This is a genomic window from Paludibacterium flexuosum (genome assembly GCF_037076605.1).
In the GTDB taxonomy this organism is placed as follows: domain Bacteria; phylum Pseudomonadota; class Gammaproteobacteria; order Burkholderiales; family Chromobacteriaceae; genus Paludibacterium.
Window position 1 is genome coordinate 3,013,226 of record NZ_AP029060.1, and the last position, 19,009, is coordinate 3,032,234.

The following is a 19,009-nucleotide window of genomic DNA, read 5'->3' on the forward strand; positions in this document are numbered from 1 at the left end:
TTCTTATGTATAACGACGTCCCTCTGACCTGTCATGGGTTTTTCCGACCAATCGAATCTAGAGATAATGGCTCCTCAGATCTGAGGTGCGGCAATGAAGAAGAGCCGGTACAGCGACGAACAAATCGTCAGGATCTTGCGTGAAGCGGATCGTGCTCCGATCACCGAAGTGGCCAAGCGCCATGGCGTCAGCGAGGCATCGATCTACGCCTGGCGTAAACGGTTTGACGAGATGGTCAGCGACGACGTCAAACGATTGAAGGCGCTCGAAGCCGAGAATACCCGCCTGAAGAAGTTGGTGGCGGAACGCGATCTCGAAATCGAAGTGATGAAGGAAATTGTCGCAAAAAAATGGTGAGCGCACAGGTCCGCCGGACCCAAGCTCACTATGCCATTGAGCGAGGGCTCAGCCAGCGGCAGGCGTGTGCGCTGATGCAGATCAGCCGTTCGACCTTGCACTACGAGCCCAAGATGCGGCGCAAGAACGCGCCGGTCATCGAATCGATGCGGTTGTTAGCGGGGCAGTACCCCCGCTTTGGTTCGCGGCGCATTCGTGTCTTCCTGCAAAGAGAAGGGATCGTGATTGGCCGGGATCGCTGTGTCGTGCTATGGGCGCAGGCCGGACTGCAAGTGCCCAGGAAACGGCGTCGGCGCCGCGTAGCCGGCAGCCGGCCACGGCCCCATGCGCCCGCCAGTAGAAACAGCGTGTGGTGCTATGACTTTGTGTTTGATGCCTGTGCCAATGGTCAGCAGATCAAATGCCTGACGGTGATCGACGAATACACGCGGGAATGTCTGGCCATTGATGTCGCCGGATCGATCCGGTCAAAACGTGTCATCGACGTACTGAGCCGGTTGATCAGTATCCATGGCGCGCCACGCTACATCCGATCAGACAATGGCCCTGAATTTGTCAGTGAGGCGTTATTGAAATGGGCGATGGAGGAGCGGATTGAATCGACGCTCATTGAACCCGGCAAACCGTGGCAAAACGGTACGAATGAAAGCTTCAACGGGAAATTTCGCGATGAGTGTCTGGCGATGGAGTGGTTCCGGAACCGAATTGAAGCCAGAATCGTGATCGAAGACTGGCGCGTTCATTACAATGAAGTGCGCCCGCATTCGAGTTTGCAGTACCTGACACCGATGGAGTTTCGTCGGAAGTCGGAGATGACTACGCAACCTTGGGTCATGAATTTCTAGAGGCGAGTGGTCCGATAAAAGCAGTCAGGTCAGCATGCAACTGACGTCCATCCTGGAGCAGCTGGCGACGACACGGGGGGCAAAGCGATTCGGACGGATAACGGCAAGGAGTTCTGTAGTCGAGCCATGTTGACCTGGGTGCATGCTCGTGGCGTGCAACTGTTTCTGATCGAGCCCGGCAAGCCCAATCAGAACGCGTATATCGAATCGTTTAACGGGCGTTTCCGCGATGAATGCCTAAACGAACACTGGTTCACTAGCCTACGCCATGCCCAGGTCGTTATCGAAGCCTGGCGCAGGGAATGCAACGATGAAAGGCCCAAGAAAGTCCTTGGTGGATTGACCCCAGCAGCTTACGCCAAGTCACTCACCGGAAAATCAGTTAAATTACCCTCGGACTCTAAAGCCCTCTGCTACTGAATACAGGGGGATGTCGGTGGGATGGTATGCATTGCTTGGGTTTGACGGTCTCCTCTAGTTTCTCTTTCCGCAACGGCTACAGACCGGCCTGTGGTACAGGCTATTTTCCGATATGGCATGCGACTTCCTGATGGAGAGATTGATCTGTAATGCGCTGTGAGCGTGGTTTTGGGGCCCACGTATGCCGGGTGATCCTCATTTCACCTTGGCGTCATACCATAAATCAATGACAATGGAGTATCTTTGCTGTGAAGGAAGCAATCCAGAGGGGCTTTAATGAGGGCATCTCGTTGCTGGTTGGAGCATTGTGAGGTAGGCTTTGATAGTCGTCTGTGCCTCTCAAGTATCTGTTTTTCGCCTGGATGAAAACACTACTCTATGTTGCTTATTTTATTGATGTCGATGTTGTGTGCTTTTATTTCTGCTGTCTTGTTAATCCGCTATCAGCATCTGCATGCTCAGTTTTCTGCTGATAATGATTTACAGGGCGTCCAGAAATTCCATGCAACCCCAGTGCCTAGAATTGGTGGCGTGCCAATTTTTCTCGGGCTGTTGGTCGGTAGTGGCTTAATGTTCTGGCTGCAAAGAGATCTGCTTGGTATAGAAATTCTTCTAGTGGCCTTGCCTGCTTATGTGGCGGGTCTCGTCGAAGATATCACTAAAGGGGTGGGTGTGAAGACCAGGCTAGGTGCAACCTTGGCCGCAGCTTTGCTTGGAATTCTGGTTTTTCATGCGGTGATTGGACGCCTTGGATTGCCATTGGTTGACGGGCTCTTATTGAAGTTCCCGATCGTCGCAATTCTGTTTACTATGATTGCTGTAGGCGGTGTAGCACATTCAATAAATATCATTGATGGCTATAATGGTTTGTCTGGTATGGTTTCAATGTTGATCTTCATTGCACTGGGTTATGTCTCATTTAAGGTAGGTGACTCTCTCCTCTTATCAATCAGTGCTTCTGCTTGTGGCGCTTTACTGGGATTCTTGCTGTTGAATTACCCGCGTGGATTGATCTTTGCGGGTGATGGTGGTGCTTATTTAGTAGGCTTCCTGATTGCGGAAGTTTCGGTTCTGCTTGTGGCTCGCAATGCACAAGTCTCTCCATGGTTTCCTTTGCTATGTGTTGTGTATCCGGTTTTTGAGACGTTGTACTCTATTTACCGCAAAAAAGTGTTGCGTGGCATGTCCCCTGGCGTACCTGATGGCTTGCATTTACATATGCTCGTGTACAAACGATTGGTACTGTGGATGGTCGGCTCCCGCGAAGCCGAGCACCTCACTCGCCGTAATAGCATGACCGCTCCTTATCTGTGGGGTCTGACCGCATTGTCGATTGCGCCTGCCATGCTGTTCTGGCAGAGCACACCGGTTTTGATGGTGTGTGTGCTGCTGTTTGTCCTGCTTTACCTCGCACTCTATCGCATGATCATTCGATTTAAAACGCCGCGCTGGCTGGTGCGCGCTTCGTGCAAGCGTGATGGGGACGCTTGATTCACGCTCGCCAGGCATTTAGGAATGATCTTACCTGTCTTTCAGAGCCGGCCGTGACGCCGGCTCTTTTCATCTGATAGCCCTGCCATCCTTGTGTACCCCATAGTTCCCGCGGGGATAACAGCGGACGATTGCGCCGCAAGGGTATGCATATGAAAAAAATCATTGTGATCGACGATCATCCGGTGATCGTGCTGGCCTTGAAGACCTGCCTGGAGCAGGTAGGGGATCTGTCTGTCGTCGATGTGTCGGACAGTGGGCAGGACGGGCTGGAAAAAGTGAAGCGCCATGTGCCGGATCTGGTGATTCTGGATCTGTTTTTGCCGAAGACGGATGGCCTGGGCATGATTCGCCGCATCAAGGCGGTGAGTGACAAGATCCGCATCCTGGTGCTGACGGGGCATGAAGAAGGTTTGTACGCCGCCAAGGCCGCCGAGGAGGGGGCCAATGGTTTTGTCACCAAGTCCAAGGACATGACCGAAATTGCCAATACGGTGCGTGCGCTGCTGGCGGGCTATAACTGCTTTCCGGCCGCCCATCTGATTGCCGCGCAGGGGATCAATCCTCAGGCCTTGAAGGCCAGCGATGCCCTGACCGCCCTGACGGTCCGGGAGCTGGCCATCATGCGCTACATCGCCAAGGGCTTCAGCAACAAGGAAATTGCCGCCATGTTCTTCATCAGCCAGAAGACGGTCAGTACCTATAAGGCCCGGGTGCTGACCAAGCTCAAGCTGAAGAATTCGATCGCCATTGCCGAGTATGCAAGAGAAATGGGGGTGGTCTGATTTGCCGGTTTCTATTGATTGCTTTGCGTCTATAGAAATAATTTTTGTTCTCCGTGCCCTTGAAAGGGGTTTGATGCGCCCATATCATTAGCACTCGCTAGGGTCGAGTGCTAGGCGCTCGAACAAAATGCTGATTTGATTGGTATTTCAACTTTCAACAGCCACTGGATATCAGGAGAAATCAATGGCTATTCGTCCTTTGCATGACCGTGTTGTGATCAAGCGCCTTGAGGCAGAAGAAAAAACTGCGTCCGGTATCGTGCTGCCGGGTGCAGCTGCCGAAAAGCCGGATATGGGTGAAGTGATTGCCGTCGGCAATGGCAAGATCCTGGAAAACGGCGAACGTCGTCCGCTGGAATTGAAAGTCGGCAACAAGGTGATCTTCGGCAAGTACTCCGGCCAGACCGTCAAGATCGACGGTGACGAAGTCCTCGTGATGCGCGAGGAAGACGTGATGGCCATCGTTGAATAATGCTGTCGCTGACTGAACAGATTACTGGAGAGTTTGAGAATGGCTGCTAAAGACGTACGTTTTGGTGAATCCGCCCGTGCCAAGATGGTAGTGGGTGTCAATGTCCTGGCCGATGCGGTCAAGGTCACCCTGGGCCCGAAGGGTCGTAATGTGGTCCTGGACCGTTCCTTCGGTGCTCCGACCATCACCAAGGATGGTGTTTCGGTTGCCAAGGAAATCGAACTGAAGGACAAGTTCGAGAACATGGGCGCTCAAATGGTCAAGGAAGTGGCTTCCAAGACCTCCGACGTGGCCGGTGACGGTACCACGACGGCGACCGTGCTGGCTCAGGCCATCGTTCAGGAAGGCATGAAGTTCGTCGCTGCCGGCATGAACCCGATGGATCTGAAGCGTGGTATCGACAAGGCTGTGATCGCCCTGGTTGGCGAACTGGCCAAGCTGTCGCGTCCGTGCTCCAACTCCAAGGAAATCGCTCAGGTGGGTTCGATCTCCGCCAACTCTGACTCCGACATCGGCGAAATCATCGCCAATGCCATGGAAAAGGTTGGCAAGGAAGGCGTGATCACCGTTGAAGACGGCAAGTCGCTGAACAACGAACTGGAAGTTGTGGAAGGTATGCAGTTTGACCGCGGCTACCTGTCCCCGTACTTCATCAATAATCAGGACAAGCAAATCGCTGCCCTGGACAACCCGTTCGTCCTGCTGTTCGATAAGAAGATCTCGAACATCCGCGACCTGCTGCCGGTTCTGGAACAGGTGGCCAAGTCGGGCCGTCCGCTGCTGATCATCGCCGAAGATGTTGAAGGCGAAGCCCTGGCGACCCTGGTGGTCAACAACATTCGCGGCATCCTGAAGACCGTTGCCGTCAAGGCTCCGGGCTTTGGCGACCGTCGCAAGGCCATGCTGCAGGATATCGCCGTTCTGTCCGGTGGTACCGTGATTGCCGAAGAAGTGGGCCTGACCCTGGAAAAGGTCACCCTCGACATGCTGGGCCAAGCCAAGCGTATCGAAGTGGGCAAGGAAAACACCACCATCATCGACGGTGCTGGTGATGCCGCCTCGATCCAGGCGCGCGTGGGTGAAATCCGCAAGCAGATCGAAGAAGCCACTTCCGATTACGACCGTGAAAAACTGCAAGAGCGCGTTGCCAAGCTGGCAGGCGGTGTTGCTGTGATCAAGGTTGGCGCTGCCACCGAAGTTGAAATGAAGGAAAAGAAGGCACGCGTCGAAGACGCCCTGCACGCTACCCGTGCAGCCGTTGAAGAAGGCGTGGTGCCTGGCGGTGGCGTTGCCATCCTGCGCGCTCGTGCATCGCTGGAAACCCTGAAGGGCGACAACGCTGATCAAGATGCCGGTATCAAGATCGTGCTGCGTGCCATCGAGGCGCCGCTGCGTCAGATCGTTGCCAACGCCGGTGGCGAACCGTCCGTTGTGGTGAATCGCGTGCTGGAAGGCAAGGGCAACTTTGGCTTCAACGCTGCGACCGACGAGTACGGCGATATGCTGGAAATGGGCGTGCTGGATCCGGCCAAGGTGACCCGCACTGCGCTGCAACACGCCGCTTCGGTCGCCAGCCTGATGCTGACCACCGACTGCATGATCGCTGAACTGCCGGAAGACAAGGCTGCTGCTGGCGGCATGGGCGGTATGGGCGGCATGGGCGGTATGGGCATGGACGGCATGATGTAATCGCCGACAGACCATCTGTCATCTGTCATGAAAAACGCCACGAGCTTGCTCGTGGCGTTTTTTTATTGTTTCCAGCCGGGTGGCTGGGCTTTTGTTTCTTGCTGCGGTAGGCTTTAATGACAGAGATTTTCAATTATTGGATGTGATATGCAGTTAGCAGATTTGCTGAATCATCTGGATCAGGTGCTGGAGCCGTGGCGTTTCAAGGATTATTGCCCCAATGGTTTGCAGGTGGCCGGGCGCGAGGAGGTGAGGCGGGTTGTGTGTGGCGTGACCGCCTCGCAGGCACTGATTGATGAGGCGGTAGCGCGCCAGGCTGACGCGGTGCTGGTGCATCATGGCTTTTTCTGGAAGGGTGAGGACCAGCGCATTATCGGCATGAAAAAGCGTCGTCTGCAGGCCCTGCTGCAGCATGACATCAGCTTGCTGGCCTATCACTTGCCGCTGGATGCCCATCCGCAGTATGGCAATAACGCCCAGCTGGCCAAAGTGCTGGGGTTGCTGCCGCAAGGTCAGACGGGAGAGCAGGATCTGCTGTGGCATGGCCACTTGCCAGAGGCCCTGTCGGCGGAGGCCTGGCGCCAGGCGGTGTCTGCCCGTCTGCACCGTGAGGTCCTGATGCTCGGCGAGGCCTCAAGGCCGATTCGTCGTGTGGCCTGGTGTACTGGCGGTGCGCAGGGCTTTTTTGATGCCGCCATTGCCCTCGGTGTAGATGCCTTTCTGACGGGGGAAGCTTCTGAACAAAATCAGCATATGGCCATGGAGTCTGGCTGTGTGTTTATGGCGGCCGGCCATCATGCCACGGAACGCTATGGTATCGCGGCTTTGGGGGGCTCGCTGGCTGATGCCTTTGGCATTGAGGTGGATTTTGTTGATCTGCCAAACCCTGTTTAAGCATAAATGTAGCGGGCATAATCAATTTATTTGCATAAACCCTTCAGATTTGTAGGGGTAATCAGGTAAAATCCGTTGGGATAAACGCTCGAGTTTCCATGATTGAGGATGACTGTAATGAGTGAACAACAAGTCGATGCAGGGCGCCGTCGCTTCCTGACGGTGGCAACCAGCGCGGTCGGGGGAGTGGCGGTGGCCGGGGTGGCCACGCCGTTTGTGCTGAGTTTCCTGCCGTCAGAACGTGCCAAGGCCGCCGGCGCGCCGGTCGAGGTGGATATCAGCAAGATCGAACCTGGCCAGATGGTCAACGTCGAGTGGCAGGGCAAGCCGGTCTGGCTGCTGTCGCGCACGCCGACGCAAGTGGCGAATCTGGCCAAGCTGGATGATCAGATGGCCGATCCGACGTCCGACATGGATCAGCAACCGGAGTACTGCAAAAACCGTCATCGCTCGATCAAGCCTGGCTTGCTGGTGACTGTGGGTATCTGTACGCATCTGGGCTGTTCGCCGACTTTCCGGCCTGACCTGGCGCCGGCAGATCTGGGCCCGGACTGGCTGGGTGGTTTCTACTGTCCTTGCCACGGTTCGAAGTATGATCTGGCCGCACGCGTCTACAAGAGCATGCCGGCACCGAAGAATCTGCTGATTCCCCCACACAAATACCTGTCCGACACGCGCATCCTGGTCGGCGACGATAAATAAGCTGAGGGCGAAACCATGAGCAAGGGACAAAAACTGCTGAACTGGATCGACGCACGCTTTCCGCTGACGTCGATGCTCAAGGAGCACGTAATCGAGTATTACGCGCCCAAGAATTTCAATTTCTGGTATTTCTTCGGTTCGCTGGCGCTGCTGGTGCTGGTCATGCAGCTGCTGACCGGTATCTTCCTGACCATGAACTACATGCCGGATGCCACCCTGGTGCCCGGTACCAAGATGTCGGTGGCCTTCGCCTCGGTCGAGTACATCATGCGTGACGTCAGCGGTGGCTGGATCATCCGCTACATGCACTCCACCGGCGCCTCGATGTTCTTCGTCGTGGTGTATCTGCACATGTTCCGTGGCCTGATCTATGGCTCCTACAAGCAGCCGCGCGAGCTGGTGTGGATCTTCGGCATGCTGATCTTCCTGTGCCTGATGGCCGAGGCCTTCCTGGGGTATCTGCTGCCATGGGGCCAGATGTCGTTCTGGGGGGCTCAGGTGATCGTCAACCTGTTCAGCTCGATCCCGGTCATCGGTCCTGACCTGTCGGTCTTTATCCGTGGTGACTATGTCGTGTCGGGCGCCACGCTGAACCGCTTCTTTGCCCTGCACGTGATTGCCGTGCCGCTGGTGCTGCTGGCACTGGTCGTGGCGCACCTGATGGCGCTGCATGAGGTCGGTTCCAATAACCCCGATGGCGTGGAAATCAAGGAGCACAAGGATCCGCAAACCCATCTGCCGCTGGATGGCATTCCGTTCCACCCCTACTACACCGTCAAGGATGTGCTGGGCGTGGCCGTGTTCCTGATTGTGTTCTCCTGCATCGTGTTCTTCATGCCGACCATGGGGGGGTACTTCCTGGAAGCGAATAACTTCTTCCCGGCCGACCCGCTCAAGACGCCGCCGCATATTGCGCCGGTATGGTACTTCACGCCGTTCTACGCCATCTTGCGCGCCGTGCCGTCCTTCCTCGGGACTCAGGTCTGGGGCGTGCTGGCCATGGGCGCCGCGGTGGTGCTGATTGTGTTCCTGCCCTGGCTGGATCGTTCGCCGATCAAGTCGGTGCGCTATCGTGGGCCGAAGTTCAAGTTCATGCTGACGCTGTTCGTGATTGCCTTTGTCGGTCTCGGCATCCTGGGCGCCTTGCCGCCGACGGATGTTCGTACGCTGGTGGCGCGCACGCTGTCGGTCATTTACTTTGCCTTCTTCCTCGGCATGCCGTTCTATACCAAGAACGATGCCGGCAAGGTGCCGGTACCGACACGGGTGACCGAGTCGACGACGCGCGGCAAGGTGATGTTCTTCGTGCTGTGGGCGCTGCTGATCGTGGCCGCCGCCCTGTTCGCCAACCATATCTGACCGAAGGGATGACCATCATGAAAAAGCCAATTCGTCATCTGCTCGCGGCGCTGGCACTGCTGCTGCCGTTGGCAGCAGCGGCCGAAGAAGGTCCGGTGCTGCCGAAGGCACCGATTGATATTCAGGACACCGAGTCGTTGCAGCGCGGTGCGCAGATCTTCGTCAACTACTGTCTGTCCTGCCATTCGGCCAATGCCATGCGCTACAACCGGCTGACCGATATTGGTCTTTCGGAAGATCAGATCAAGAAGAACCTGATGTTCGCCAGTGACAAGATCGGCGACACCATGCATGTGGCCATGGATCCGCAGGATGCCAAGAAGTGGTTGAGCAACAACCCGCCGGATTTGTCGGTTGAGGCGCGTGCTCGTGGCGCCGACTGGCTGTATGCCTACCTGCGCGGTTTCTACCGGGACGATACCCGTCCGACCGGCTGGAACAACCTGGTGTTCGACAAGGTGGCCATGCCGCATGTGCTGTGGCAATGGCAGGGTGACCAGCAGCTGAAAACCGTGAAGAACAGTGACGGCACCGAAGAGAAACAACTGGTGCTGGTCAAGGCAGGCAGCATGACCAAGCTGGAAAACGGTCACGCCAATACGGCCGAGTTCGACCAGCGTATGGCCGACCTGACCAACTACCTGGTCTTCATGGCCGAGCCGGCTCAGGTCAAGCGACTGCAGATCGGTTATGTCGTGCTGATGTTCCTCGGCCTGTTGCTGTTGCCGCTGGCCTACTTCCTCAAGAAGGAATACTGGCGCGACGTGCACTGAGACGTGTGAACTTCGGGATAAAAGGCAAGGTGCGAACCTTGCCTTTTTTCTTTTTTAATCATGCGCTTACGCATAAAAACTGGTAATGGCAGGGTGGAAAATGCTAGAATCGTGGCAATTTTCCAACCTGAACCGTCAAGGATGAGTGCCTGCCATGATGACCCTGTACTCCGGCATTACCTGCCCCTTCAGCCACCGTTGCCGTATCGTGCTGTACGAAAAGGGCATGGATTTCGAGATCATCGACGTGGATCTCCACAACAAGCCGGAAGACCTCGCGGTAATGAATCCGTACAACGAGGTGCCGGTGTTGATCGAGCGTGATCTGATCCTGCATGAATCCGACATCATCAACGAATACATCGACGAGCGCTTCCCGCACCCGCAACTGATGCCGGCCGATCCGGTGATGCGTGCCCGTGCCCGTCTGTTCCTGTTCCGTTTCGAAAAGGAACTGTTCAACCACGTCAAGACACTGGAATCCGGTGCGACCGGCAAGGAAGCCACCAAGGCCCGTGAAGCCATCCGTGACGGCCTGACCACCATCGCCCCGATCTTTGCCAAGCAGAAGTTCATGCTGGCCGATGATTTCTCGATGATCGATGTGGCCATCGCGCCGCTGATGTGGCGTCTGGAACACTACAACATCGATCTGGGCAAGAGTGCCGCGCCGATTCTCAAGTACGCCGAGCGTATTTTCCAGCGCCAGTCGTTCATCGATTCGCTGACGCCGTCCGAAAAGGCCATGCGTAAATAAGGGGTTCCCATGACCACCAGCACCAAACCCTATCTGCTCCGTGCCCTGCATCAGTGGTGCACCGACAACGGTCATACGCCGTATATCGTCGTATGGGTCAATGAGCGTACCGATGTGCCGCGCGAGTATGTGCAGAACAACGAGATTGTGCTGAACATCAGTGCCGATGCCACCAAGGAGCTGCGCATCGATAATGACCTGATCACCTTCTCGGCGCGTTTTGCCGGTGTGGCCCGTCAGGTCTTCGTGCCGATTGGCAACGTGATGTCGATCTTCGCCCGCGAAACCGGTGAGGGGATGGGGTTTGATGTCGAGCTGGCCAATACCGAGCACCTGCATGCCGTTGATCATGCACCGGCGGCGATTCCGGGCGAGAAGGGCAATCAGTCTGCTTCGCCTGCCGCCCCCGAGGGCGACAAGCCCAAGGGGCCGCCCAACCTGCGCATCGTCAAGTAAGCCGGATCGAATCATCACGGGCGCTGCGGCGCCCGTTTTTCTTTGTCCGCCCGGCAGACAAAAAAAGGGGGCGCCGAAGCGCCCCAAAGTCCCTTACCACGAATTCTGTGCTTATTCGATGCGTTCACCGTGCAGAACCACGTCCAGCCCTTCGCGTTCTTCTTCTTCGGCGACACGCAGACCGACAACCAGATCGATGACTTTCAGCAGGATGAAGGTCACGATCGCGCAGTACACCGCCGTGACGCCAACCCCCAGCGCCTGAGTGGCCAGACTGCCATCGGCGCCGCCGATATGCTTGACGGCGAAGACACCGGTCAGCAGGGCGCCGAGAATGCCGCCGACGCCGTGAACACCGAAGGCATCCAGCGAGTCGTCATAGCCCAGCATGTGCTTCAGGCCGGTGGCACCCCAGAAGCAGACCACCCCGGCAGCGATGCCGATGATCAGGGCACCCTGTACATCGACGAAACCGGAGGCCGGCGTGATGGCCACCAGGCCGGCGACGGCGCCGGAGGCGATGCCGAGTACGGACGGCTTTTTCTTGGTCAGCCATTCGGCAAACATCCAGGCCAGTGCCGCCGCGGCAGTAGCGATCTGGGTGGTGACCATGGCCATGGCGGCACGCCCATCGGCGACGACCGCGGAGCCGGCGTTGAAGCCGAACCAGCCTACCCACAGCATCGAAGCGCCAATCAGCGTCAGGACCAGGTTATGCGGCGGCATGGCTTCCTTGCCGAAACCGACACGCTTGCCCATCACCAGGGCACAGACCAGACCGGCGATACCGGCATTGATGTGCACCACTGTGCCGCCGGCAAAATCCAGGACCCCCTTGCCGGCCATCCATCCGCCCGGTGCCCACACCCAGTGGGCGACCGGCGCGTAGACCAGAATCGACCACAGGGTCATGAAGATCAGCATGGCGGAGAACTTCATCCGTTCGGCAAAGGCACCGGTGATCAGTGCCGGCGTGATGATGGCAAAGGTCATCTGGAACATCATGAAGACTGCTTCAGGAATGGTGCCGGCGCTCGGGTGGACGCTGATCTTCTTGACGTCACTGAGGTAGTCCATGCCCTGCAGGAAGGCGCGGCTGAGGTCGCCGATGTACGGCGAGCCGACCGTAAAGGCCAGGCTGTACCCGATGACCGTCCAGATGATCGTGACCAGTGCGGTAATGGCAAAGCTCTGCATCAGGGTCGCCAGGACGTTCTTCTTGCGTACCATGCCACCGTAGAACAGCGCCAGACCCGGGATGGTCATGAACAGAACCAGCGCGGTCGAGGTCATCATCCAGGCCGTGTCACCGGAGTTGATGACCTTGAAGTCTTGCAGTGCCGGACCTGCCGGCGCATCGGCCAAAGCCGGCAGGGCAAGAAACAGCCCGACCAGACCCAGCGCAGTGATGGTTTTCTTCATCTCTATTCCCCCCTGTCCAATGATCAAACTGCGTCCACGCCGGTTTCGCCCGTCCGGATACGGACAACCTGCAGCAGATCCACGACAAAAATCTTGCCGTCACCGATCTTGCCGGTACGCGCCGATTTCTCGATGGCTTCGACGACCTGATCAAGCAGGGCATCGTCGATGGCGATTTCCAGTTTGACCTTGGGCAGGAAGTCCACCACATACTCTGCGCCGCGATAGAGTTCGGTGTGTCCCTTCTGGCGCCCGAAGCCTTTGACTTCCGAGACGGTGATACCTTGTACGCCGATGGCCGAGAGGGCCTCGCGTACTTCGTCAAGCTTGAACGGCTTGATAATCGCTGTGACCAATTTCATGACCTCTCCTTTGCTGTCCCTGATCCTGCTGATGTTTTGTAGACTTCATATGCTGCATTGCAGAAAACATGCCAGCCTCACACTGTTGTGAGAAAAAAATTCCGCGAGCAGACTGAATGCCTTATCCAGCCAGCATTTCGGCCGCTTGAAAAAAGCAGGCTGTCTGTTCGTCCGCGTTGTTGTCTGAACGAGGGCAGGGCGGTGATGCGGGGGCGCAGGTCCGGCTCGTCTGTTCATGCACCATGCTGGTGCGTTGGCTGGCAAGTCTGGTGCATGCCACGGACACTGCGGGAGCTGGGGCTTTTTGCTACACTCAAGCCGGATTTCAATCAGACCGAATACGAACGGAGTATTGCCATGCTTAGTCAGAAACTGTTCGAGGAATTGAGCAGCAAAATCAGTGAGACCATCGCCGCCAGCCCGGTTCGGGATGTGGAGAAAAACCTCAAGGCCATGATGGCCGCGACTTTCAGCAAGCTGGATCTGGTTACCCGCGAGGAGTTCGAGGTGCAGCAGGAGGTACTGGTTCGCACCCGCGAGCAGCTGGCTCGGCTGGAGGAGCGTCTGGCGCGTCTGGAAGGGGCGTCGGATGAGGCTGCGGAACACGGCCGCGCCTGATTGCGGCGATGAAGCTCGCCGTGGTGCATAGTCGGGCGCTGGATGGTGCGGATGCGCCCGACGTGGAAGTGGAAGTGCATCTTTCAGCGGGGTTGCCCGCTTTTCATATCGTTGGTTTGCCTGATACCGAGGTCAAGGAGAGTCGCGACAGGGTCCGCAGCGCGATTCAGACCTCCGGCTTTGAATTTCCCGCCAGCAAGATCATCGTCAGCCTGGCGCCGGCTGACCTGCCCAAGGCCTCCGGCCGTTTCGATCTGCCGATTGCGCTGGGCATCCTGGCCGCTTCCGGCCAACTGCTGGCAGCGCCACTTGCCCGGCATGAGTTCGCCGGCGAGCTGGGGCTGTCCGGGCAGTTGCGGCCGGTGCGCGGTGCGCTGGCGATGGCCTGTCATGCGGCCCGTGCTGCACGTTGCCTGGTGCTGCCCACGGCCAGTGCGGCCGAGGCGGCACTGGTGCCCGGCGTGCAGGTTTTGCAGGCAGACAGCCTGCTGCAGGTCTGTGCGCATCTCAATGGTGTGCAGGCGCTGAGTATCGCCGAGGCGAAGTCTCCGCCGTGTGGTCGTTTGCTGCCGGATCTTGCCGAGGTTCGCGGGCAGGGCGTTGCCCGTCATGCTCTCGAACTGGCGGCGGCTGGGGGCCACAGCCTGCTGATGATCGGGGCGCCGGGCTGTGGCAAGAGCATGCTGGCGGCGCGTTTGCCCGGTATTCTGCCCGTGATGAGCGAAGCGGAGGCGCTGGAGTGTGCTGCGCTGCATTCCCTCAGCTCGCAGGGCTTCGATCCGGCGGACTGGCGCCAGCGTCCCTTTCGCGCCCCGCATCATGGCAGTTCTGTCGCGGCGCTGGTGGGGGGCGGCAGCGTGCCCAGACCGGGGGAAATCACGCTGGCGCATCATGGGGTGCTGTTCCTGGATGAAATGCCCGAGTTCGAACGACGGGCTCTGGAGGCGCTGCGCGAGCCCATGGAGACCGGGGTGGTCCATCTGGCGCGCGCCGCACGCCGTTTCTCCTTCCCGGCCCGTTTTCAGCTGGTGGCGGCCATGAATCCCTGCCCCTGTGGCTATGCCGGGGATGTCTCGGGAAGATGTCTGTGTTCGCCTGAGCAAATTTCGCGTTATCGCGGTAAAATCTCCGGCCCCCTGCTGGATCGTATCGACATGCAGGTGGAAATGGCGGGGCACACGCCTGCCGAGCTGTTGCAAAACGGCCCGGGAGAAGGGTCCGCCCTCGTGCTGCAGCGTGTGCAGATGGCGCGTGAGCGTCAACTGCATCGCCAGGGCAAGGTGAATGCTTTTTTGACGGCAGGTGAACTTGAGCGCTATTGCCGTGTCGAAACCGGTTTGCTTGAGTTTCTTGCTGAGTTGTTGGGGCGACTGCATCTGTCTGCACGCGCCTTGCATCGAACCTTGCGTCTGGCGCTGACCCTGGCCGATCTGGCCGGGTTGGCAAAGGTTGGTCGCGCGCAGGTGTTGCAGGCCGTGCAACTGAGGAGGCAGACCTTCGCGCGGCAGTAGTCCTCTTCTGTTTTAGGCGGGATAATGCCTGAATCAATCAACTTGGTATGTCATTGATGGGTCATCGTGATTTGAAGAATTCTTCTCGGCCGGCACGCAGTCATGCGACCAGCAAACGTAGTGGCGGTGGTGGTGGGGTGATGATGGGCGTCATCATTGGCCTGATCGTGGGCGTGGCGGCCGTGGTCGGCGTGGTGATGTATTTCAGCAAGGCGGGTACGCCGTTCACCAACCTGCAGAAGATGGAGCACACGGCCAGCCAGGGGGCGGCTTCCACCCCGACGCAGATCCTGTCGCCAGGGATAACCCTGAGCAATGCCAGTGCCAATGACAAGGGCCCGGTCGAGGCGCCGCCCGCGCCGTCCGCTGCGGCATCGCAGCCGGCAACCGCCCCGCAGCCTGCTGCCGGCGGCCAGGTCGCCAAGCCGCAGCCGGCGGACAAGGACAAGAACAGCCAGCGTTTCGATTTCTACAAGATCCTGCCGGGGCAGGTCGATGCCGTCGTCAAGGATGGCGCTGCACCGGCCGCCGCCCATGCGGACAATGTCGGCAAGAAGCCCTATCTGCAGCTGGGCGCCTTCCAGGATCAGGATGATGCCGACAATCTCAAGGCCAAGCTGGCCCTGATTGGCGTCGAAGCCACCATTCAGTCTGCCGATGTGCCGGGCAAGGGGATCGTGCACCGAGTCCGGGTCGGCCCGTTTGCCACCCAGGCAGATATTGACCGGGTTCGTAGTCTGCTCAAGCAAAACGGCATCGATCTGGCGGGGCGTCCCGCGAATTGATGCACACGGGCACGGTCTCGAAGGCCGGCCTGTCAATCAAAAGCACAGAGTGAGGAGAAAGCATGAAGAAGTGGCTTTTCGCAGTACTGATGGTGGTCACCGGTCTGGCGCACGCCGCACTGGTTGAGGGCGAGGGCAAGGACTATACCCGTCTGATGACACCGCAACCGGTTGCCAATCCCAAGAAGGTCGAGGTAATCGAGTTCTTCTCTTATACCTGCATCCATTGCTATGACCTGGATGTCAGCATGAGCAACTGGGTCAAGACCAAGCCGTCCTACGTTGATTTCAAGCGTGTGCAGATTGTCTGGGGTTCGCAGTTCGAGCCGTTTGCCAAACTGTTCGCCACCATGAACGCCCTGAACCTGACCGAGAAGTTGCATCATCCGGTGTTTGTGGCCATGGTCGAAAAGCGTATCAATCTGGGCGATCCGGCCAAGCTGACTGCCTGGCTCAAGACCCAGCCCGGGGTTGATGTGAACAAGTTCATGCAGACCTACAACTCCTTCGGCATCAATGCCCAGGTGGCCAGTGCCAAGCAGATGACACAGAATTATGCCATTCAGGGCACGCCGACCCTGGTGGTCAATGGCAAATATGCCCTGCAGCCGGCTACCCCGGATGTGCTGCTCAAACACCTGAATGAAATGGTGGCCATGGCGAAGAAAGAGATCAAATAACCCTTCGGAAGGGTTAGAATAACGGGCGCATTGTGCGCCCGTTTTTTTATGGGGAAATGATGGATCTGATTCTTCTGGGCAAGGCTCTGCTATTGGGTGTCGTCGAGGGCATCACGGAGTTTTTTCCAATCTCGAGTACCGGGCATTTGATTGTCGCCGCCGACTTGATCGGCTTTGATGGTGCCACCGCCAAAGTCTTTGAGGTCGTGATTCAGCTGGGGGCCATCCTGGCTGTTCTGTGGATCTACCGCCAGCGTTTCTGGGACCTGGCCTGCGGGATTGTCGCCAAGCGCGAGCAACAGCAGTTTGCCGGCCACTTGCTGCTGGCTTTTCTGCCCGCGGCCGTGGTGGGGGTGTTGACGGCGGGCTTCATCAAGGCCCGCTTGTTTAATGCGCCCAGCGTGGCCATGGCGCTGGTGGTCGGGGGACTGATCATTCTGTGGGTGGAACGACGTCCGAGACGGGGCCGGGTGCTCGATGTGGATGCCATGAGCTGGCAGGATGCCCTGAAGGTCGGCTGTGCCCAGGTGCTGGCGCTGGTGCCGGGAACGTCTCGTTCCGGGGCGACCATCATTGGCGGCATGTTGTTCGGGCTGGACCGGCGTGTCGCCACCGAGTTCTCGTTCTTCCTCGCCGTGCCGACCATGTTTGCCGCGACGCTTTACGATGTCTACAAGCACCATGCCTTGTTTTCGATATCGGATCTGCCGGTGTTTGCGCTGGGGTTCATCGCGGCGTTCTTTAGTGCCCTGGTGGCGGTTCGCGGCTTGATCCGCTATGTCTCGAACCATTCCTTCGCTGTGTTCGCCTGGTACCGAATCGCATTTGGTTTACTGATTCTGGCCAGCTGGAAGCTGGGCTGGGTCGCTTGGTCTTCCTGAGGCCTTGACAGCAAGGTATTCGTTCTGTAATATGCTTTTCTCTAACGGACGCGGGGTGGAGCAGTCTGGTAGCTCGTCGGGCTCATAACCCGAAGGTCGTAGGTTCAAATCCTGCCCCCGCAACCAAGTATTCCGAAGCCAGAGCATTCCTTGTCAGAGGTGCTCTGGCTCCTTCGCGTTTAGCTTGGCGTTAGTTCGCGTTCATTCTTTTTTGGGCGCGTTCCCCTCGAGTCATGTTTTTATACGGCCATGCCTGCGCATGGCCGTTCTTTTATGTTCCGCGGCAATGTTTGCTAACAAAAAAGGCGATCGGATGATCGCCTTTTTGCGTTGTCCAGTGCAGACCGCTCAGATGCGCTTGGCCAGGTCGGTCGCCTTGCCGGTGTAGCTGGCCGGTGTCAGAGCCAGCAGGCGTGCCTTTTCCGCTTCCGGGATGGCCAGGCTGCGGATGAACGAGGCCAGGGTTTCCCGGGTGATGCCGTCCTTGCCACGGGTCAGCTCTTTCAGTTGCTCGTAGGGGTTGGCGACACCGTACCGGCGCATCACGGTCTGGATCGGCTCTGCCAGCAGCTCCCAGGTGCTGTCCAGATCCTGCTGCATGGCCGGCAGGTTGGCTTCCAGCTTGTTCAGGCCGCGCAGGCAGGCCGAGTAGCCCAGCAGGGTGTAGCCCATGGCTACGCCCATGTTGCGCAGCACCGTCGAGTCGGTCAGGTCGCGCTGCCAGCGCGAAATCGGCAGCTTTTCCGCCAGGTGCGTCAGCAGGGCATTGGCCAGACCGAAGTTGCCTTCGGCGTTCTCAAAGTCGATCGGGTTAACCTTGTGCGGCATGGTGGAGCTGCCCACTTCGCCTGCCTTGACCTTCTGCTTGAAGTAGCCCAGCGAGATATAGCCCCAGATGTCGCGGTTCAGGTCGATCAGCACGGTATTGATGCGCGACAGGGTCTGGAACAGCTCCGCCATGTAGTCGTGCGGTTCGATCTGGATGGTGTAGGGGTTGAAGGTCAGGCCGAGGCTGGCGACAAAACGGCCGCACAGACTTTCCCAGTCGATTTCCGGATAGGCGACCAGGTGGGCGTTGTAATTGCCGACGGCACCGTTGATCTTGCCCAGCATTTCCTGGCCCATCAGCTGTTCACGCTGGCGTTGCAGACGATAGATGACGTTGGCCAGCTCCTTGCCCATGGTGGACGGCGTTGCCGGCTGCCCGTGGGTACGGCACATCATGGGGGCCGGTGCCAGCTCGTGGGCCAGTTCGGTCAGACGCGAGATCAGTCCATCCAGTGCCGGCAGCATGACCGTGTTGCGCGCGGTTTTGAGCATCAGGGCGTGCGACAAGTTGTTGATGTCTTCCGAGGTGCAGGCGAAGTGGATGAATTCGCTGGCGTTCATGACCTCGGGGTTGTCGGACAGGCGTTCTTTTAGCCAGTACTCGATCGCCTTGACGTCGTGGTTGGTGCGCGCTTCGATCGCCTTGACGGCCTGGGCATGCTCTTCGCTGAAGTGCAGGATGATGTCGTCGATTTCAGCGATGGTGGTGGCCGAGAACGGCGGCACTTCTTCGATGCCCGGTTCGGCAGCCAGCATCTTGAGCCATTCCAGCTCGACCTTGATGCGGGCTTTCATCAGTCCGTATTCGGAGAACAGGTTACGCAGCGGCTCGGTTTGTCCGGCGTAGCGGCCGTCCAGCGGGCTCAGTGCGGTCATCGTCGACAAATTCATGGCTTGCTTCCAGTCAGAGATTTGAATCCGG

General features: G+C 58.0%; 19 protein-coding genes, 1 tRNA gene and 1 pseudogene. 18 read left to right on the top strand and 3 right to left on the bottom strand.

Going from position 1 to position 19,009, the window contains the following annotated elements; translation table 11 throughout:
* Positions 1-93: 93 nt before the first annotated feature.
* The 12 genes and pseudogenes from AACH39_RS14335 to AACH39_RS14390 all read left to right on the top strand — a co-directional run bounded on the left by AACH39_RS14335 (position 94) and on the right by AACH39_RS14390 (position 11,000).
* Positions 94-1,202 (top strand): IS3 family transposase gene (locus tag AACH39_RS14335; protein WP_338620455.1). Its coding sequence is split into 2 segments (ribosomal slippage): positions 94-352 and positions 352-1,202, totalling 1,110 coding nucleotides; the frame shifts between segments, so codons are not numbered across the junction.
* Between the two features lie 81 nt (positions 1,203-1,283).
* Positions 1,284-1,622, top strand: a pseudogene (locus tag AACH39_RS14340) (transposase family protein); the annotation flags it as partial.
* 378 nt (positions 1,623-2,000) lie between these two features.
* Positions 2,001-3,113: a glycosyltransferase gene (locus AACH39_RS14345; protein ID WP_338620456.1), complete on the top strand. Its 1,113-nt coding sequence runs from the start codon at positions 2,001-2,003 to the stop codon at positions 3,111-3,113.
* A gap of 152 nt (positions 3,114-3,265) precedes the next feature.
* Positions 3,266-3,898, top strand: coding sequence for a response regulator transcription factor (locus tag AACH39_RS14350; RefSeq protein WP_215778382.1), 633 nt, complete (start codon positions 3,266-3,268; stop codon positions 3,896-3,898).
* 184 nt (positions 3,899-4,082) lie between these two features.
* The gene (gene groES / locus AACH39_RS14355) at positions 4,083-4,370 is read left to right on the top strand and encodes a co-chaperone GroES (RefSeq protein WP_215778379.1); all 288 of its coding nucleotides are present in this window, start codon (positions 4,083-4,085) and stop codon (positions 4,368-4,370) included.
* Positions 4,371-4,409: 39 nt separating this feature from the next.
* Complete coding sequence (gene groL / locus AACH39_RS14360; protein ID WP_215778377.1) at positions 4,410-6,059, top strand: chaperonin GroEL; 1,650 nt, start codon at positions 4,410-4,412, stop codon at positions 6,057-6,059.
* A 147-nt stretch (positions 6,060-6,206) separates the two neighbouring features.
* Positions 6,207-6,953, top strand: coding sequence for a Nif3-like dinuclear metal center hexameric protein (locus AACH39_RS14365; protein ID WP_215778374.1), 747 nt, complete (start codon positions 6,207-6,209; stop codon positions 6,951-6,953).
* A gap of 117 nt (positions 6,954-7,070) precedes the next feature.
* Positions 7,071-7,655, top strand: a complete 585-nt coding sequence (petA, locus tag AACH39_RS14370; protein ID WP_215778371.1) for a ubiquinol-cytochrome c reductase iron-sulfur subunit — start codon at positions 7,071-7,073, stop codon at positions 7,653-7,655.
* 15 nt (positions 7,656-7,670) lie between these two features.
* Entirely contained in the window at positions 7,671-9,014 is a 1,344-nt protein-coding gene (locus tag AACH39_RS14375; RefSeq protein ID WP_215778359.1) for a cytochrome bc complex cytochrome b subunit, read from the top strand.
* A gap of 17 nt (positions 9,015-9,031) precedes the next feature.
* Positions 9,032-9,787: a cytochrome c1 gene (locus AACH39_RS14380; protein ID WP_215778357.1), complete on the top strand. Its 756-nt coding sequence runs from the start codon at positions 9,032-9,034 to the stop codon at positions 9,785-9,787.
* Positions 9,788-9,941: 154 nt separating this feature from the next.
* Entirely contained in the window at positions 9,942-10,544 is a 603-nt protein-coding gene (locus AACH39_RS14385; protein WP_215778355.1) for a glutathione S-transferase N-terminal domain-containing protein, read from the top strand.
* Between the two features lie 9 nt (positions 10,545-10,553).
* Positions 10,554-11,000 carry a ClpXP protease specificity-enhancing factor gene (locus tag AACH39_RS14390; RefSeq protein WP_215778352.1) on the top strand — a complete coding sequence of 149 codons (447 nt, stop codon included), beginning with the start codon at positions 10,554-10,556 and terminating at the stop codon, positions 10,998-11,000.
* A 111-nt stretch (positions 11,001-11,111) separates the two neighbouring features.
* Here the strand turns inward: AACH39_RS14390 and AACH39_RS14395 are convergent, their stop codons facing one another.
* Both AACH39_RS14395 and glnK read right to left on the bottom strand, forming a co-directional pair.
* Positions 11,112-12,422 (bottom strand): ammonium transporter, encoded by a 1,311-nt coding sequence (locus AACH39_RS14395; protein ID WP_215778350.1) that lies wholly within the window; start codon positions 12,420-12,422, stop codon positions 11,112-11,114.
* A 23-nt stretch (positions 12,423-12,445) separates the two neighbouring features.
* Positions 12,446-12,784 carry a P-II family nitrogen regulator gene (gene glnK / locus AACH39_RS14400; RefSeq protein WP_133679525.1) on the bottom strand — a complete coding sequence of 113 codons (339 nt, stop codon included), beginning with the start codon at positions 12,782-12,784 and terminating at the stop codon, positions 12,446-12,448.
* A gap of 357 nt (positions 12,785-13,141) precedes the next feature.
* Between glnK and AACH39_RS14405 the strand changes: the two genes are divergently transcribed.
* From AACH39_RS14405 to AACH39_RS14430, 6 genes are all read left to right on the top strand, one after another.
* On the top strand, positions 13,142-13,402 hold the full coding sequence (locus AACH39_RS14405; protein WP_338620457.1) for an accessory factor UbiK family protein: 261 nt from the start codon (positions 13,142-13,144) through the stop codon (positions 13,400-13,402).
* A gap of 8 nt (positions 13,403-13,410) precedes the next feature.
* Entirely contained in the window at positions 13,411-14,913 is a 1,503-nt protein-coding gene (locus AACH39_RS14410) for a YifB family Mg chelatase-like AAA ATPase (RefSeq protein WP_338620458.1), read from the top strand.
* 71 nt (positions 14,914-14,984) lie between these two features.
* Positions 14,985-15,698: an SPOR domain-containing protein gene (locus tag AACH39_RS14415; protein WP_252346091.1), complete on the top strand. Its 714-nt coding sequence runs from the start codon at positions 14,985-14,987 to the stop codon at positions 15,696-15,698.
* A 62-nt stretch (positions 15,699-15,760) separates the two neighbouring features.
* Entirely contained in the window at positions 15,761-16,378 is a 618-nt protein-coding gene (locus tag AACH39_RS14420) for a thiol:disulfide interchange protein DsbA/DsbL (RefSeq protein WP_338620459.1), read from the top strand.
* Positions 16,379-16,437: 59 nt separating this feature from the next.
* The gene (locus AACH39_RS14425) at positions 16,438-17,259 is read left to right on the top strand and encodes an undecaprenyl-diphosphate phosphatase (RefSeq protein WP_215778339.1); all 822 of its coding nucleotides are present in this window, start codon (positions 16,438-16,440) and stop codon (positions 17,257-17,259) included.
* Positions 17,260-17,308: 49 nt separating this feature from the next.
* A tRNA-Met gene (locus tag AACH39_RS14430) sits at positions 17,309-17,385 on the top strand.
* A gap of 222 nt (positions 17,386-17,607) precedes the next feature.
* Here the strand turns inward: AACH39_RS14430 and purB are convergent.
* The gene (gene purB / locus AACH39_RS14435) at positions 17,608-18,978 is read right to left on the bottom strand and encodes an adenylosuccinate lyase (protein ID WP_215778337.1); all 1,371 of its coding nucleotides are present in this window, start codon (positions 18,976-18,978) and stop codon (positions 17,608-17,610) included.
* Positions 18,979-19,009: the final 31 nt, after the last annotated feature.